The 12,715-nt window shown below is 69.6% G+C and carries 18 protein-coding genes; 9 read left to right on the forward strand and 9 right to left on the reverse strand.

From position 1 onward, the window contains the following. Positions 1–375: 375 nt before the first annotated feature. Positions 376–702 (forward strand): hypothetical protein, encoded by a 327-nt coding sequence (locus Q8Q88_RS02700; protein WP_305673658.1) that lies wholly within the window; start codon positions 376–378, stop codon positions 700–702. A gap of 192 nt (positions 703–894) precedes the next feature. Here the strand turns inward: Q8Q88_RS02700 and Q8Q88_RS02705 are convergent, their stop codons facing one another. Together Q8Q88_RS02705 and Q8Q88_RS02710 are read right to left on the reverse strand one after the other, a co-directional pair. Continuing rightward, on the reverse strand, positions 895–1,344 hold the full coding sequence (locus tag Q8Q88_RS02705) for an OmpA family protein (RefSeq protein WP_305673659.1): 450 nt from the start codon (positions 1,342–1,344) through the stop codon (positions 895–897). Positions 1,345–1,429: 85 nt separating this feature from the next. Then, on the reverse strand, positions 1,430–1,765 hold the full coding sequence (locus tag Q8Q88_RS02710; RefSeq protein WP_305673674.1) for a YMGG-like glycine zipper-containing protein: 336 nt from the start codon (positions 1,763–1,765) through the stop codon (positions 1,430–1,432). Between the two features lie 182 nt (positions 1,766–1,947). Here Q8Q88_RS02710 and Q8Q88_RS02715 point away from each other — a divergent pair, with 182 nt between their 5' ends. Beyond that, positions 1,948–2,829: a diacylglycerol kinase family protein gene (locus tag Q8Q88_RS02715; RefSeq protein ID WP_305673660.1), complete on the forward strand. Its 882-nt coding sequence runs from the start codon at positions 1,948–1,950 to the stop codon at positions 2,827–2,829. Continuing rightward, a complete protein-coding gene (locus Q8Q88_RS02720) occupies positions 2,826–3,608 on the forward strand; it encodes a metallophosphoesterase (RefSeq protein WP_371129800.1) in 783 nt (260 codons plus the stop codon). Before Q8Q88_RS02715 ends, Q8Q88_RS02720 begins: the two co-directional genes overlap by 4 nt. Positions 3,609–3,662: 54 nt before the next feature. Here Q8Q88_RS02720 and Q8Q88_RS02725 read toward each other — a convergent pair whose 3' ends face one another. The 4 genes from Q8Q88_RS02725 to Q8Q88_RS02740 all read right to left on the reverse strand — a co-directional run bounded on the left by Q8Q88_RS02725 (position 3,663) and on the right by Q8Q88_RS02740 (position 5,316). Then, a complete protein-coding gene (locus tag Q8Q88_RS02725; RefSeq protein ID WP_305673661.1) occupies positions 3,663–3,836 on the reverse strand; it encodes a DUF1328 domain-containing protein in 174 nt (57 codons plus the stop codon). A 15-nt stretch (positions 3,837–3,851) separates the two neighbouring features. Further along, positions 3,852–4,535, reverse strand: a complete 684-nt coding sequence (locus Q8Q88_RS02730; RefSeq protein ID WP_305673662.1) for a superoxide dismutase — start codon at positions 4,533–4,535, stop codon at positions 3,852–3,854. Positions 4,536–4,603: 68 nt separating this feature from the next. Next, positions 4,604–4,996 (reverse strand): hypothetical protein, encoded by a 393-nt coding sequence (locus tag Q8Q88_RS02735; RefSeq protein ID WP_305673663.1) that lies wholly within the window; start codon positions 4,994–4,996, stop codon positions 4,604–4,606. Continuing rightward, complete coding sequence (locus Q8Q88_RS02740; RefSeq protein ID WP_305673664.1) at positions 4,993–5,316, reverse strand: hypothetical protein; 324 nt, start codon at positions 5,314–5,316, stop codon at positions 4,993–4,995. The genes Q8Q88_RS02735 and Q8Q88_RS02740 overlap by 4 nt, the downstream gene beginning before the upstream one ends. Positions 5,317–5,500: 184 nt before the next feature. On the opposite strand from Q8Q88_RS02740, the gene Q8Q88_RS02745 reads away from it, so the two are divergent. The 3 genes from Q8Q88_RS02745 to Q8Q88_RS02755 all read left to right on the forward strand — a co-directional run bounded on the left by Q8Q88_RS02745 (position 5,501) and on the right by Q8Q88_RS02755 (position 8,651). Next, on the forward strand, positions 5,501–6,916 hold the full coding sequence (locus Q8Q88_RS02745; protein WP_305673665.1) for an HWE histidine kinase domain-containing protein: 1,416 nt from the start codon (positions 5,501–5,503) through the stop codon (positions 6,914–6,916). Between the two features lie 162 nt (positions 6,917–7,078). Next, positions 7,079–8,182 (forward strand): sensor histidine kinase, encoded by a 1,104-nt coding sequence (locus Q8Q88_RS02750; RefSeq protein ID WP_305673666.1) that lies wholly within the window; start codon positions 7,079–7,081, stop codon positions 8,180–8,182. Between the two features lie 43 nt (positions 8,183–8,225). Beyond that, positions 8,226–8,651: a response regulator gene (locus Q8Q88_RS02755; protein ID WP_305673667.1), complete on the forward strand. Its 426-nt coding sequence runs from the start codon at positions 8,226–8,228 to the stop codon at positions 8,649–8,651. Here Q8Q88_RS02755 and Q8Q88_RS02760 read toward each other — a convergent pair. Together Q8Q88_RS02760 and Q8Q88_RS02765 are read right to left on the reverse strand one after the other, a co-directional pair. Next, positions 8,648–9,445, reverse strand: a complete 798-nt coding sequence (locus Q8Q88_RS02760) for an alpha/beta fold hydrolase (RefSeq protein ID WP_305673668.1) — start codon at positions 9,443–9,445, stop codon at positions 8,648–8,650. The genes Q8Q88_RS02755 and Q8Q88_RS02760 overlap by 4 nt on opposite strands. Next, positions 9,446–9,889: a MarR family winged helix-turn-helix transcriptional regulator gene (locus Q8Q88_RS02765; protein WP_305673669.1), complete on the reverse strand. Its 444-nt coding sequence runs from the start codon at positions 9,887–9,889 to the stop codon at positions 9,446–9,448. Between the two features lie 101 nt (positions 9,890–9,990). Here Q8Q88_RS02765 and Q8Q88_RS02770 point away from each other — a divergent pair, with 101 nt between their 5' ends. Both Q8Q88_RS02770 and Q8Q88_RS02775 read left to right on the forward strand, forming a co-directional pair. Continuing rightward, positions 9,991–10,962: an aldo/keto reductase gene (locus Q8Q88_RS02770; protein ID WP_305673670.1), complete on the forward strand. Its 972-nt coding sequence runs from the start codon at positions 9,991–9,993 to the stop codon at positions 10,960–10,962. Then, a complete protein-coding gene (locus Q8Q88_RS02775) occupies positions 10,959–11,810 on the forward strand; it encodes an SDR family NAD(P)-dependent oxidoreductase (RefSeq protein WP_305673671.1) in 852 nt (283 codons plus the stop codon). Before Q8Q88_RS02770 ends, Q8Q88_RS02775 begins: the two co-directional genes overlap by 4 nt. On the opposite strand, the gene Q8Q88_RS02780 is transcribed toward Q8Q88_RS02775, so the two are convergent. Continuing rightward, positions 11,807–12,439, reverse strand: a complete 633-nt coding sequence (locus Q8Q88_RS02780; RefSeq protein ID WP_305673672.1) for a COQ9 family protein — start codon at positions 12,437–12,439, stop codon at positions 11,807–11,809. The genes Q8Q88_RS02775 and Q8Q88_RS02780 overlap by 4 nt on opposite strands. A 141-nt stretch (positions 12,440–12,580) precedes the next feature. Here Q8Q88_RS02780 and rpsU point away from each other — a divergent pair. Beyond that, on the forward strand, positions 12,581–12,715 hold a 135-nt coding region (gene rpsU / locus Q8Q88_RS02785), incomplete at its 3' end, for a 30S ribosomal protein S21 (protein WP_305581362.1).

Raw genomic sequence — 12,715 nt, forward strand, 5'->3', positions numbered from 1 at the left:
TCCTGAATGGGGCGGAGGCGGGAACTAGGGCAGGTAGCTGAACGGGCCGGGCGGAACCGGTCGCGCGGCGTCGTCGCGGACGGCCGACAGCTGGCCGAGCACGCCGCCGGCCACGGCGATGCTCAGGACCGCCCCGATCGCCATCCACCGTCGCCGCGCCATGCGCTGTCGACGGGAAGGCGTGGAGAAGAGAACCAGTCCGCCGTGCGGCGCCTCGTATCCGCGCATCATGTTCGTCGCGCCCTGCTCACGGGCGAAACGCCCGCACCTTGCTAACGTGCGGGGCCGGCCCGGTGTTCCCGGCTTGGCCGTGGCGCGGCCCCCGCGTCACCGGGCCGGTTCGCTTTTTGAGGCGGAAGGGCCCATCTTAGGGCCATGAGCAAGTTCAAATCCCTGATCGCGGCCCTCCTGTTGCTGTCCCTGCCCCAGGCCGCTCAGGCCTTGGCGCCGGGCGACGTCGCGGCGTTCGAGGGCAAGCCGGTGATCGGCCAGGGCGGCGTCGTTCTGGGTTATGTGGAACGCGTGATCCTGGGCGCGAACGGGGCGCCGGCGCAGGTGCTGGTGCGGCCCAAGGGCCTCCGGGCCGGCGGTCCCCGCAGCCTGTCCGTCAAGGCCTTGAAGGTCGAGGGCGGAAGGCTGAGCGCGCCCCTCACCAAGGCCGAATTCGACGCCATGCCGGCCATCGAACCGACACGCGAATAGGCGGCAAATAAACTCGCCTATGCCGGGAACATAACATTCGGGTGTGGGTTTATTCGATGCGGAGGCGGCGACGCCCCCCCCGACTTGAGGCCGGCGACCATGCCGGTCTGCCGTCTCCGCACCCCTTTTTCTCGATGATGCAGACTTCAAGGCGGACCCCGGGTCCGCCTTCTTCTCTTTGCCTGCCCCGACCTAGCGGCGCGCGCTGAGCTCCACCGTCACATCGGCCCGACGGCGCAGGGGCTGCAGGTCCCCGGATCGGGTGGTGGCGCCGCTCTGGCCGGCGGCCGTCAGGTCGAACTCCGCGGCCGGAAGGCCTGTGGCGGCCAGGGCTTCGCTCACCGAGGCGGCGCGCTTCTTCGAGAGCTCGAGGTTCGCCGCCGGGGCGCCGGTGGCGTCGGCCAGGCCCAGGACCGTGACCCGGTCCACCTTGCAGATCTTCGCCTGGGTCGAAGCCTGGGCCAGCACCGCGCGGCCTTCCGAGGTGATCTGGGCGCTGTCGGGCTCGAAATAGACCTGGACGGTGACGTCCTCGCAGCGCGAAGGCGCGGTGACGATGCGATCGCGCCCCGTGCGCATGGCGCAGCCGGCGGTTGCAAGCCCCGCAACCAAGATGATCGTCAAGACAGCCTGAGCCTTCATCCTACGCCCCTGTTTGCGCCGTCACGTGGAAAGGGCGGCCAGCATAGCCGACCGCCCTTCCGATACCAGTTTTGGCGCCGCCGTCTCAGCGGGGGCTGCCATTTTCCCAGTAGTACCGGCCCGAGGCGGAGTCGTAATAGTAGTACCGCCCGGCCCGCTCGTCGTAATACTGGCGCTTGTTGGGTGAGTTGGCGCCGCAGCCGCCGTCTTCGCGGCAGCCCTTGATCGCGCCGGCCGTGCCGCCGATGGCCGCGCCGATGGCGGCGCCGGTGCCGGCGTCGCCGGAACCCACATTATTGCCGATCACGGCGCCGGCCAGGGCGCCCAGGGCCGCGCCGCCCGCTGCGTTGCGTTCGGTGGCGCCAGTGGCGGTGCAGGCGGCGGCCAACAGGCCGGCGCCGGCGATGGCGATCAGCGGCATGAAAGATCCGTGCTTCAGCATCTTTGGGCTCTCCTTGAGCTTATCCCTCGTGCCGCAACGCGTCGGCGGTCGCGAGGGTTCCGGGCGGCCCGCGCCGGAACCGGCCGCAGACGGCGCCGTTTCGAAAACGCCGCCGTCTGCGCCATAAGGGCGCCGGATCGAGTGGGGCTAAGGACAACACAGTGGCGGGCAAGCCGAAGATTTCCAGAGTCGAGGTGGTGGTGAACATTGCGTCCGGCGGCGTCGAGCCGGGCGCCCCCGACGAGATACGAGGCCTGCTGGCGGAGTGGGGCGTGAGGGCCACGGTCTGCGCCCCGGCGACGGGCGAGCTGGGCCGCGGCCTGCGCGACGCGATCGACGCGGCCCCTGACGTCGTGCTTGTGCTGGCCGGCGACGGCACGGCGCGGGCGGCGGCCGAACTCGCCGGTCCGGACGGTCCCCTGATCGCCCCGCTGCCGGGCGGGACCCTGAACATGCTGCCCCATGCGGTCTATGGCGTCGTTCCCTGGCAAGAGGCCCTGAAGACCATTCTCGAGAACGGCCGCGAACAGGTCATCGGCGGCGGCGAGATCGACGGTCACACCTTCCTGGTGGCGGCGATCCTGGGTTCGCCCGCCCTCTGGGCGCCTGCTCGCGAGGCGGTGCGCGACGGCCAGTTGAAGCTGGCCGTGGCTCGCGCTCAGCGCGCCTGGCGCCGCGCCTTTTCCGGACGCCTGCGCTACGCCCTGGACGGTGGGCCGCGGGGCAAGGCCGAGGCGCTCACTTTCCTCTGCCCGATGGCGTCGAAGGCCATGTCCAACGACGCGCAGGCCCTGGAGGTCGCGGCCATCGATCCCAAGGGCCTGGCCGAGGCCGCCCGCATGGGGATCAAGGCCATCATCGACGACTGGCGCAACGACCCGGCGGTGGAGGTGCGGTCCTGCCGTTCGGCCGGGGTCTGGGCGGCGGGCCGCATCCCCGCCGTGCTGGATGGCGAGCCCGTGCGCCTGAGCGCCACCACGCGGGTGACCTGGCGGCCCAAGGTGGCGCGGATCCTCGCCCCGCCAGAGGAGCATGGGGTTTGATCCGTCTGGCCCATCTGTCGGACATCCATTTCGGCGGCGAGAACGTCGCCGCGGTGACCGGGGCGGCCGAGGTGCTGCGCCGCGGCGGATTCGACCTGACCATCATCTCGGGCGACCTGACCCAGTTCGGCGAGATCGGCGAGTTCGAGGCCGCCGCGGCCTGGATCAAGACCCTGCCGGGACGCGTCCTGGTGACGCCCGGCAATCACGACGCCCCTTATATCGCCTGGTTCGAGCGGTTCTTCTCGCCCTTCGGACGGTTCCAGCGGCTGATCGGCCAGGTCGAGGGCCAGACCCACGTTTCGCCCGGCCTGGCCGTGTTCGGCGTCAACACGGCCCGTGGCGTCCAGCCGCGCGCCAACTGGTCGAAGGGGCAGATCTCACGGCGCCAGACCGAACGGGCGCGCGACTGGCTCGGCGCGGCGCCCGAGGGTCAGCTCAAGGTGCTGGTCTGTCATCACCCGCTGGCCGAGATGATCGGCGGCCCGATGACCGCCAGGGTCTGGGGCGGCGAGGCGGCGGCCAAGGTGTTTTCGGAATGCCGGGTCGACCTGGTGCTGTCGGGCCATATCCATGCGCCCTTCGCCTGGCCCTACCCGTTCGGCGACCGACGGACCTACGCGGCGGGGGCTGGGACCCTTTCACTGCGCGAACGTGGTGTGCCGGCGGGATTCAACATCGTCGAAGCCGACGAGCGTGAAATCCACGTCAGGGCCCAGGCCTGGATGGGCTCCCACTACGAGACCTCGCGCACATGGTCGATGGACCGCAGGCAATAGAACGCCCGCCTTCCGAGGAAGGCGGGCGGCTATAGTTGTCGATTCCTGGAGCGGCTAAAGTGCGCCGCGCCCTCGCACCATGTGCATGACGAGGGAAACCACGAACAGCACCAGGAAGACGAAGAACAGAATTTTGGCGACACCCATCGCCGCACCGGCGATAGAGGTGAAGCCTAGAAGACCGGCGATCAGAGCGACCACCAGGAAAGTCAAAGCCCAACCGAGCATAGTCGTTCCTCCGATTTAGCGTCCCAGATTCGAACGCCGTTCACCCGCTCCTGTTCCCGAAGACGTGGTGGGGTGTGGGTGGCGCCAGACTTCGCCGCGGCCGCACGCCGCCGCATACTGGTCGCCCGCGAAGGCCCAATTGGGCAGGGCGTCGAACCAGGCCGCGAGGAAGGCCGCGCGGTCGTTCTTGTGGTCGAGATAGTAGGCGTGCTCCCAGAGGTCGCAGACGAAGAGCGGGATCAGGCCCTGGTGGGTGAGCAGGTTGTCGCCGTCATGGGTGTCGACCAGCTTGAGCGTCTCGCCCTCGGCCGCCAGCCAGACCCAGCCGGAGCCGAAGTGGGCGGCGCCGAGTTCGACGAACTTCGTCCTGAGTTCGGCCAGCCCGCTGAGGTCGCGGTCGATCGCCTGGGCGAGATCCCCGCCCGGCGTCTGGGCCTTGGGGGTCATGCAGGTCCACAAGAAGGTGTGGTTCCAGAGTTGGGCGGCGTTGTTGAAGAGCTTCTTCGCGTCCGCCTTTCCGGCCGCCGCGCGGACCACCTCCTCGAGACTGGCGAGGGTCTCGCCCTGCTTGGCCAGCAGCTCGTTGGTCGTGTCGACGTACCTCTGGTGATGCTTCTCGTGATGCAGGTGCATGGTCGCCCGGCCGATTACGGGCTCCAGTGCGGCGTGGTCATAGGGTAGGGGAGGAAGCTCGAACATGGGATCATCCTGGGGAGGCGCGGCAAGCCCGCTGTCCCTGGAAAACCCCCCTCCGGGCTATTGGTTCGTTATTTCTTGGAGGCGCGACCGGCCATGACCGCCGAGACGATGGCGGCGGTGATCTTCGGGTTCTTCAAGGCGACGGCCGCGGCGGCGACCACTACGCCGGCGGCCACCCAAGGCTTGTCGCGGGCCAATTCGAAGATGCGCGAGGTCAGGTCTTTCTCCTGGCCGGCGACGTTCTGTTGGTTCGGCGGATTGGCGCGGGTCAGCAGGATCGTGGCCAGGATGGCCATCAGCACCGTCGCCGCGCCGGCGACGATCACCGACGCCCAGGCGGGGCCCACCCAAGGCAGGGCCGCAGCGTGCAGGGCCATGGCCAGGGTGACCACGCAAACGACCGCCGCCGCGGCGAGCGCGGCGACAGCGATGGCGAAATAGACTGCTTTCTTCAGGATCAACGCTTGCGGCCGCTGGCCAGCAGCAGCCCGATCAGCAGTCCAGCGCCCAGGGCGGCGCCTGCGGCGATCAGGGGACGTTCCTTCACGCGCTCGACGACGTAGCGCTGGGCCTCGTCGATGTGCTGGCCGGCATTGTCGGCATAGGTGCGGGACTGGGCGCGGACCTGTTCCAGGCCCTCGGTGACCACTCTCTCGAAACGCTTGGCGGCGTCGTTGAAGCTGCGCTGGGCCTCCGCGGTCAGCTTGGCGGCGGACTCGGTGACCGAGTTGGCCGCGGCGCGGGCCTCGTCAGTGGCATGGTCGATGGCGTTCGTGCCCATGTGGGTGCTCTCCAAATGTTCGGCAGGCCTCAAGCAAGGGCGCCCAGGCGTTACAGCCCAAACGCCACACATATTAGGCGGTTCCGCCAGGCGGCGGAAGTCGGTTGACTGACGTTCCACCAAAAGCTGGGTGCAACTCTCGGTTCCTGTCGCTTCGCGGCGAACCCGGCTTTAAGGTGCGGCTATGGCGAAGACCGCCTCCGAACCCAATCTCGACAGGGAACGCCTCGAGCTGGCGCTGCACTCGGCGCGCCTGGGCGAGTACGAGTGGGCCACGGTCGGCGACATCTTCCGCGACAGCGCGGGGATGTCGGCGATCACCGGCCTGCCGCAAGGCGACCTGAACGCCGAGAAAGGCGAGGCGCTCTATCGCGGCCTCCATCCCGACGATCGCGACCCCACCCGCAAGACCATGGAGGCCTCCATGCGCGCCTCGGGGCGGTTCGAGACCGAATACCGGCGGATCCGCGAGGATGACGGCCGCACCGTCTGGATGCGGTCGTCCGGCCTGCTCGTGCGCGACGAGGACGGCCGCCCCATCCGGGTCTGCGGTGTCGTGCAGGACGTCAGCAACCTTCACCTGGAGGAGGATCGCCGGCGCACCCTGATGGCCGAGCTGGACCACCGGGTGAAGAACGTCCTGGCCACAGTCCAGGCCCTGGCCTTCCAGACCGCCAAGCGCACCACCTCGCTCGACAGTTTCCTGGCCACCTTCGCCGGGCGGCTGAAGGCGATGGGCTCGGCCAACGAGCTGCTGACCGCCGCGCGCTGGCGCGGCGCGGCGATCGCCCACCTCGCCGCCGCGGAGCTGGGCGGCCTGGCGCCTGGCCAGACCCGCTGGGAGGGGCCTGAGCTTTTCCTCACGCCCCGCGCGGCCAACGCCCTGTCGCTGGCCCTGCACGAGTTGGCCACCAATGCTGTGAAGTTCGGGGCGCTCTCCACGGAGTCCGGTCGCGTGGACCTGCGCTGGACGCGGATCGCCGACGGCGGGTTCGAGCTGTTCTGGACCGAGAGCGGTGGGCCGCCCGTCAATCCGCCGACCCGCCAGGGCTTCGGCTCCACCCTGCTGGGCCAGGTGACCGGGCGCGAGCTGAACGGTGAGACCGAGGTCGAATATCGCCGGGCCGGCGTGCGGGTGCGGTTGCGCGCCAGTCCAGCGGCCGTGGTCGCACGACCCGAGACCGTGCCTGAGGCGCCGGCGCGCCAGCCGATCGAAATGGTCTCGACGCCCACCGGCCCGACCGATCTCACCGGTTCGCGGGTGCTGATCGTCGAGGACGCCGTGCTGCTGGCCCTCGAGCTGGAGACCGGCCTGTCCGAGGCCGGCGCCGAGGTCATCGGCCCAGCCTACGAGCTCTCCGAGGCCATGGCCCTGCTGAACCAACGGATTGACGCGGCCGTGCTCGACGCCAATCTCAACGGCCTGTCGGTGACCCCGGTGGCCGAGGCCTTGGCGGCGCGCGGCATTCCCTTCGTGTTCGCCACCGGCTACGGCGATTCCGGTGGCGCTCCCCTGGGTTTCGACGCCCCGATCATCCGCAAGCCCTACGATGTCACCCAAGTGGCGGCGGCCGTGGCGGCGGTCCTGCGGGCGGTCTAGACGGCCGCCAGGCGCCGCCGCATTTCGTGCGCGGCATGCAACGGTTTACCCGCAGTTGTGTTAATTAGGGGCGTCGGTCCGGTATCGGGCGAGACGGTCCCCGAAAATCCGCCTGGGTACGGCTTTCGCTCCGCGAGCCTCCAGTTCCTTGAAGGGCGAGCCGTGGCTCCCCAACCCCCTACAGCTCCCGAGCAGGTCGCCCTCAGCCTGGCGATGGCGATGGTCGCCTCGTCGCCTGGACCCCTGCTGCTGCTGGATGGCGACCTCAACATCGTGGCCGCGAGCACGTCCTTCTCCGACACCTTCGAGATCGACCCGGCGACCGCCCCAGGCCGTTCATTGTCCGGCCTGGGCGGGGGAGAGTGGGCCCTGCCGCAGCTTCAGTCCCTACTGCACGCAACGGCCTCGGGCGCGGCGGCGATCGAGGCCTACGAGATGGACCTCGATCGGCCCGGGCGGCCCGCCCGGCGCCTGGTGATCCACGCCCAGCGTCTAGTCTATCTCGACCTCGACAATCTACGGCTTCTGATGGCCGTGACCGACGTCACGGACGCCCGCGCGAGCGAGAAGCAGAAGGACGACGCCCTTCGCCAGAACCTCGTCCTGTTGCGGGAAGTGCGCCACCGGGTCGCCAATAGTCTGCAGATCATCGCCAGCGTGCTCCTGCAGAACGCCAAGAAGACCCAGTCGGTGGAGACGCGCGGTCATCTGAGGGATGCCCACAACCGGGTCATGTCGGTCGCGGCCCTGGAACGGCAGCTCGCCGGATCGGGCGAGGCCGTGGTTGAGCTGCACGCCTACTTCACCAGCCTCTGCGACAGCATCGGCGCCTCGATGATCACCGACCCCGACCAGCTCTCCCTGGTGGTCACCGGCGCGGGTGGGGTCGTGGACTCCAAGGTCTCGGTCAGCCTGGGCCTGATCGTCACCGAACTGGTGATCAACGCCCTGAAGCACGCCTATCCGGACGGCCGGCGCGGCACGATTCAGGTGGATTGCGAATTCCGGGGCCCCAACTGGGTCCTGTCGGTCTCCGACGACGGGGTCGGCATGCCGACAGACATCCGCCCCGGACTTGGGACCAGCATCGTCCAGGCCCTCGCGAAACAGATGGGCGCCGCCGTGGAAGTCGCCCCGGCGCATCCTGGAACTCACGTCGCCATAACCCGCACCCAGATCGCCCTGGTCAACGGACCCCCGGATGAGGCCGACGAAGGTCGCGCCATCGAGGACGCCGCCGCCGGGGTCGCGGGCGTCGCGATTTGAACGAAGGAGACCGCCCATCGAAACGGTGAACCGTGGCGAGATCTTGCTGATCGTCGAGGACGAGATTCTCCCTGCGATGGCTCTGCGCGATGAGCTGGAAGACGCCGGCTATCACGTCATGGACCTGACGGACCGTCACCAGGAGGCGCTGGCCGCGGCGCGGGGGCGCAAGCCCGACCTCGCCCTGGTGAACATCGAGCTCCAGGGTCACGACGACGGGATCGAGCTGGCGCGGGAGCTGAAGGCGATGGGGGTGCCGGTGCTGTTCATCAGCGGCCAGGTCAGCCGGGCGCGGTCGGCCCAGACCGTCGCCATCGGCTCCCTTCCGAAGCCCTACAGTGCGCTGGATATGGTCAAGGCTGTCGACTACCTGCTCCGCCACCAGGCGGGCGACGAGTCGATGGCGCCGCCACCGGGGCTGGAAGTGTTCGACGAGACCGCGCCGGGGCTGAAGCCCGACCCGGTCTAGGCCTTCAGGAACTCGACCATGGCGGGGACCGCGGCGCGGTCCTGCAACATGAACAGGTGCCCGCCCTCGAAGAAGCGCAGGGTCGCGCCGGGGATCCGGGCGGCCATCTTTTCCTGGGTCTCCGGCAGGGCCACGCCGTCGTAGCGGCCGGCCGCGATCAGGGTCGCGGCCGCGATGTCGCCAAGCCGGTCCCAGGTGTCGTGATCCTTCCGGGCTTCGAGCTGGCGATGGGCGCCCTGCCTGCGGCCCGGCTCCTCGGCGAAGGGATCGGCCGAGCCCAGAGCCACGAGCTGGGCGTAGGTCTCGGGATTGGCGGCCGCCCAGGCGGCGTCGCGGCGGGTGTCGGAGATCGGGATCAGGTGCTTGGCCCTGGCCTCGCCGGTCAGGTGCTCGATCTCATGGAACGGATAGGAGGCGCCGCCAGCCCCACCGGGGGAGGTGCAGGCCAGGACCAGCCGGTCGATTCGCCCCGGATGCGACAGGGCCAGTTCCTGGGCCACCATGCCCCCGAACGAGACGCCGACCACGTGGGCTTGGTCCCAGCCGAGATGAGCCATCAGCCCCGCGGCGTCGTCGGCATAGTCGGCCATGCTGTAGGGCCGGTCGGGCTTGTCGGACCGGCCGAGCCCCCTCTGGTCATGGGAGACCAGGTCGAAGGCCCTGGCCAGCGGCCCGTCGAACTGGTTGGGCTTGTTGCGCAGGTCGCCGCCGGTGCCCGAGATGAACAGCAGGGGCGGGCCCTCGCCGGCCCGTTCAAAATAGATAGAAACCCCATTCACATGCACGGTGGGCATTCAGTCGTCTCCCCGCGCCACGGCGGCCATCAGGCGCACCAGGTGGGCGCGATCCTCCAGTGTCAGCCGCGCCAGCATGCTGCGCGAATTCTCCATCTGGCCGGCCCGCAGGCGCTCGGTCAGGGCCTGGCCGTCGGGGGTCAGCTCCACCCGCATCACCCGGCGGTCGCTGGTGCGCCGCCGCCGCGCCACCAGCCCGCGCTTCTCCAGGCGGTCCAGGGCCGAGGAGACGGTGGAGTCCGGGGCGTCTAGGGTCTGGGCCAGGCCGCGCACCGTCCAGTCTCCGGGTTCGGCCAGCATGGCGAGCAGGCCGACATCGTTGATGTGCAGGTCGGCATAAGCGCTGCCGGCCAGCAGGCCCGGTTCCAGCTTGAACTGCCGCATCAAGGCGCCGATGGCGGCCGTGAGGGCCCGGGCCTGGCTGTCGTCGACCGTGCGAGTCATCAAGCGGGAGCCTAACCGCCGCGACCGCGGCTGTCGCCTTGACAGGAATTCCGAAAGGCGGATATTCCGATAATCGGACTATATCTCCGGAGGATCGCCCCGTGAAGACCTCGCCGCTCGGCTCCTTGGGAGATGTCAGCCGCCTGACCCTGGGGGGCGGCGGCATCGGCCAGGCCTGGGGCCCAACCGACCGCGACGAGGCCGTGGCCACCCTGCGGGCGGCGGTCGAGGCCGGGATCGACCTGATCGACACCGCGCCCATGTATTTCAACTGCGAGGCCGTCGTCGGCGAAACCTTCCAGGGCGCGCCGCCGGCCCACCTGAAGTTCACGACCAAGTGCGCCCTGGGCTCGCCGCCGCCGGGCGAGGCCGCGGCCCGTCTGGAGGCGTCGCTGGAGGCGACCCTCGCGGCCATGCGGCTGAAGCGGATCGATGTCTTCTTCCTGCATTCCAGCATCGCCCCGGACGACTACGCCTATGCCCATGGCGACGCGCGCCGCGACGAGTTCTCCACCCGCTGGTCGATCTATGCCGACGAGGTGGTCCCGGCCTTCGAGCGGCTGGTCGCCCAGGGCCGGATCGGCGCCTGGGGGATCACCGGCATCGGCGTGCCGCAATCGATTTTGGCGGCCCTGGCGCGAGACCCCGCCCCGGCGGTCGCCCAGGTGATCACCAACCTGCTGGAGTCCGCCGGCGGCATCCGCCGCTTCGCCGAGCCGGCCGATCCGCGCGCCATCCTGGCCGCCGCCCGGGCGCGCGGCGTGGGTGTCATGGGCATCCGCGCCGTCCAGGCCGGGGCGCTGACCCGGGCCTTCGACCGGCCCGTCTCGCCCAACCATCCCGACGCCAAGGACTTCGAGCGCGCCGCGCCCTACCGGGCGCTGTGCGCGGCCTGGGGCGAGGACCCGGCCATCATCGCCCACCGCTATGCGCTTGGCCTGCCGGGCGTCGACACCCTGGTCCTGGGGGTCAAGAACCGGGACGAGCTGAACCAGGCCCTGGCGGCGGAGGCGGCGGGACCGCTCGACGCCGGCCAGCTCGCCCAGATCGAACAGCTAGGATTGCGGACATGAAAAGCGTCGTCGTCACGGGCGTCTCGACCGGCATCGGCTGGGGCGTCACCAAGGTCCTGATCGCCCAGGGGTTCCGGGTGTTCGGCAGCGTACGCAAGCAGGCTGACGCCGACCGTCTGCGCCAGGAGTTCGGCGAGCGCTATGTCCCGCTGATCTTCGACGTCACCGACGAGGCCGCGGTGCGGGCCGCGGCGGCCACGGTCGCCGAGGCGCTCGGCGGAGAGACCCTGGCCGGGGTGGTCAACAACGCCGGCATGGCGGTGGCCGGGCCTCTGATGAACCTCCCCATCGCCGAGTTCCGGCATCAGATCGAGGTCAACCTGACCGGGGTCGTGATCGTGACCCAGGCCTTCGGTCCGCTGTTGGCGCCCGGCGACGGCCGGACGGGCAAGCCGGGCCGGATCGTCAATATCAGCTCGGTGGGCGGGCGTAACGCGACGCCGTTCGTCGGCCCCTACAACGCTTCGAAGTTCGCCGTGGAGGGCCTGTCCCTCGCCCTGCGGCGGGAGCTGCTGCTGCTCGGGGTCGACGTCATCGTCATCGCGCCCGGCGCCGTGGCCACCCCGATCTGGCGCAAGGCCAAGGAAGAAGACATCCTCCCCTATCGCGATACGCCGTTCTATCCCGCCCTGCAGAAGGTCCACGCCTATATGAACGGCCTCGGCGCGAGCGGCCTTCCGCCGGAGATCATCGGCGAGGCCGTGGCCAAGGCGCTCACCCTGGCCAAGCCCAAGCCGCGCTACACCGTCACCCCCGACCCGTTCCGCAATTTCATCGGCGAAATCATGCCCACGCGGATGTTCGACAGGATGATCGGCGGCCAGTTGGGATTGCTGCCGAAGGCTTAGCCGTAGCGCAGCCTGGCCAGGGCGCCGGCCAGGTCCTTCAGAAGGTCGCCGGTCTTCAGGCCGGCCTTCCAGGTCTCGAAGGCCATGACGTTCTCGATGCGGGCGTCGACGAAGCTCATGGCCTCGTCCTTGCCGCCCGACAGCCGGATGGCGAGCGCCGAGGCCAGGATGCCGGCCAGGATCGCGCGCTTGGAATAGTGGTTCTCGTCGGTGGCGGTGTCGCCGGCCCAGCGCCACAGCTTGTCGGCGCTGTCCCATAGCAGCCGCGCGGCCAACGGCAGGTGCAGCGGCAGGGCGAGGTACCCCGCCCAGCGGCGCACGGCCGCCTCATCCTTCGCCGCGGCGTCCAGCCGCGCCTCAACGGCGGCGCGGATCCTGGCGCGGATCTTCAGGCCGGCAGGGTCGGGCAGGGCGGCCAGGGCCGCGGAATCATGCCGCCGCGCCAGCAGGGCGGCGAGATCCGCCGGTCCGTGCGGCAACAGAAGTTCGGTCTCGGCCGCCGACAGCCCGCAGGCCTGGCCGGCCGCGCGCACCGTCGGCCAGGTGAAGCCCTGGGTGGTGACGCGCGTGAGCGCCGCGTCCAGCACCTGTTGCTCGGTGGTTTCGGCCCAGCCGTCTTGGTTCGCCATGGCTTCTTTTAGCCGGCCTTTTTGCGCCTGTCCGCCGTGGACATCGGCTGATCGTTCTGCTATCTGCCCGCCCTCAACTCGAAGGCCGCAAGCCATCGGGTAAAAAAGCTTTTGTCCGTTCGCCGCCGCCTGACCCCAGGATTGGCCGAGCGGGAACGGGTAATAGGAGAGAGACCTCTGGTTCAGATTTTCGTTCGCGACAACAACGTCGATCAGGCCCTCAAGGCGCTGAAGAAGAAGATGCAGCGCGAGGGCTCGTTCCGCGAGATGAAGCGG

Origin of the sequence: Phenylobacterium sp. (assembly GCF_030697925.1) — a bacterium.
GTDB lineage: Bacteria > Pseudomonadota > Alphaproteobacteria > Caulobacterales > Caulobacteraceae > Phenylobacterium.

Coding starts and splice junctions, on each gene's coding strand:
- Q8Q88_RS02740 (WP_305673664.1), bottom strand. CDS start 5,316: ATGGGCACGAACGCCATCGACCATGCCACTGACGAGGCCCGCGCCGCG.
- Q8Q88_RS02765 (WP_305673669.1), bottom strand. CDS start 9,889: ATGACTCGCACGGTCGACGACAGCCAGGCCCGGGCCCTCACGGCCGCC.
- Q8Q88_RS02710 (WP_305673674.1), bottom strand. CDS start 1,765: ATGCCGCTGATCGCCATCGCCGGCGCCGGCCTGTTGGCCGCCGCCTGC.
- Q8Q88_RS02700 (WP_305673658.1), top strand. CDS start 376: ATGAGCAAGTTCAAATCCCTGATCGCGGCCCTCCTGTTGCTGTCCCTG.
- Q8Q88_RS02725 (WP_305673661.1), bottom strand. CDS start 3,836: ATGCTCGGTTGGGCTTTGACTTTCCTGGTGGTCGCTCTGATCGCCGGT.
- Q8Q88_RS02760 (WP_305673668.1), bottom strand. CDS start 9,445: ATGCCCACCGTGCATGTGAATGGGGTTTCTATCTATTTTGAACGGGCC.
- Q8Q88_RS02775 (WP_305673671.1), top strand. CDS start 10,959: ATGAAAAGCGTCGTCGTCACGGGCGTCTCGACCGGCATCGGCTGGGGC.
- Q8Q88_RS02745 (WP_305673665.1), top strand. CDS start 5,501: ATGGCGAAGACCGCCTCCGAACCCAATCTCGACAGGGAACGCCTCGAG.
- Q8Q88_RS02780 (WP_305673672.1), bottom strand. CDS start 12,439: ATGGCGAACCAAGACGGCTGGGCCGAAACCACCGAGCAACAGGTGCTG.
- Q8Q88_RS02730 (WP_305673662.1), bottom strand. CDS start 4,535: ATGTTCGAGCTTCCTCCCCTACCCTATGACCACGCCGCACTGGAGCCC.
- Q8Q88_RS02705 (WP_305673659.1), bottom strand. CDS start 1,344: ATGAAGGCTCAGGCTGTCTTGACGATCATCTTGGTTGCGGGGCTTGCA.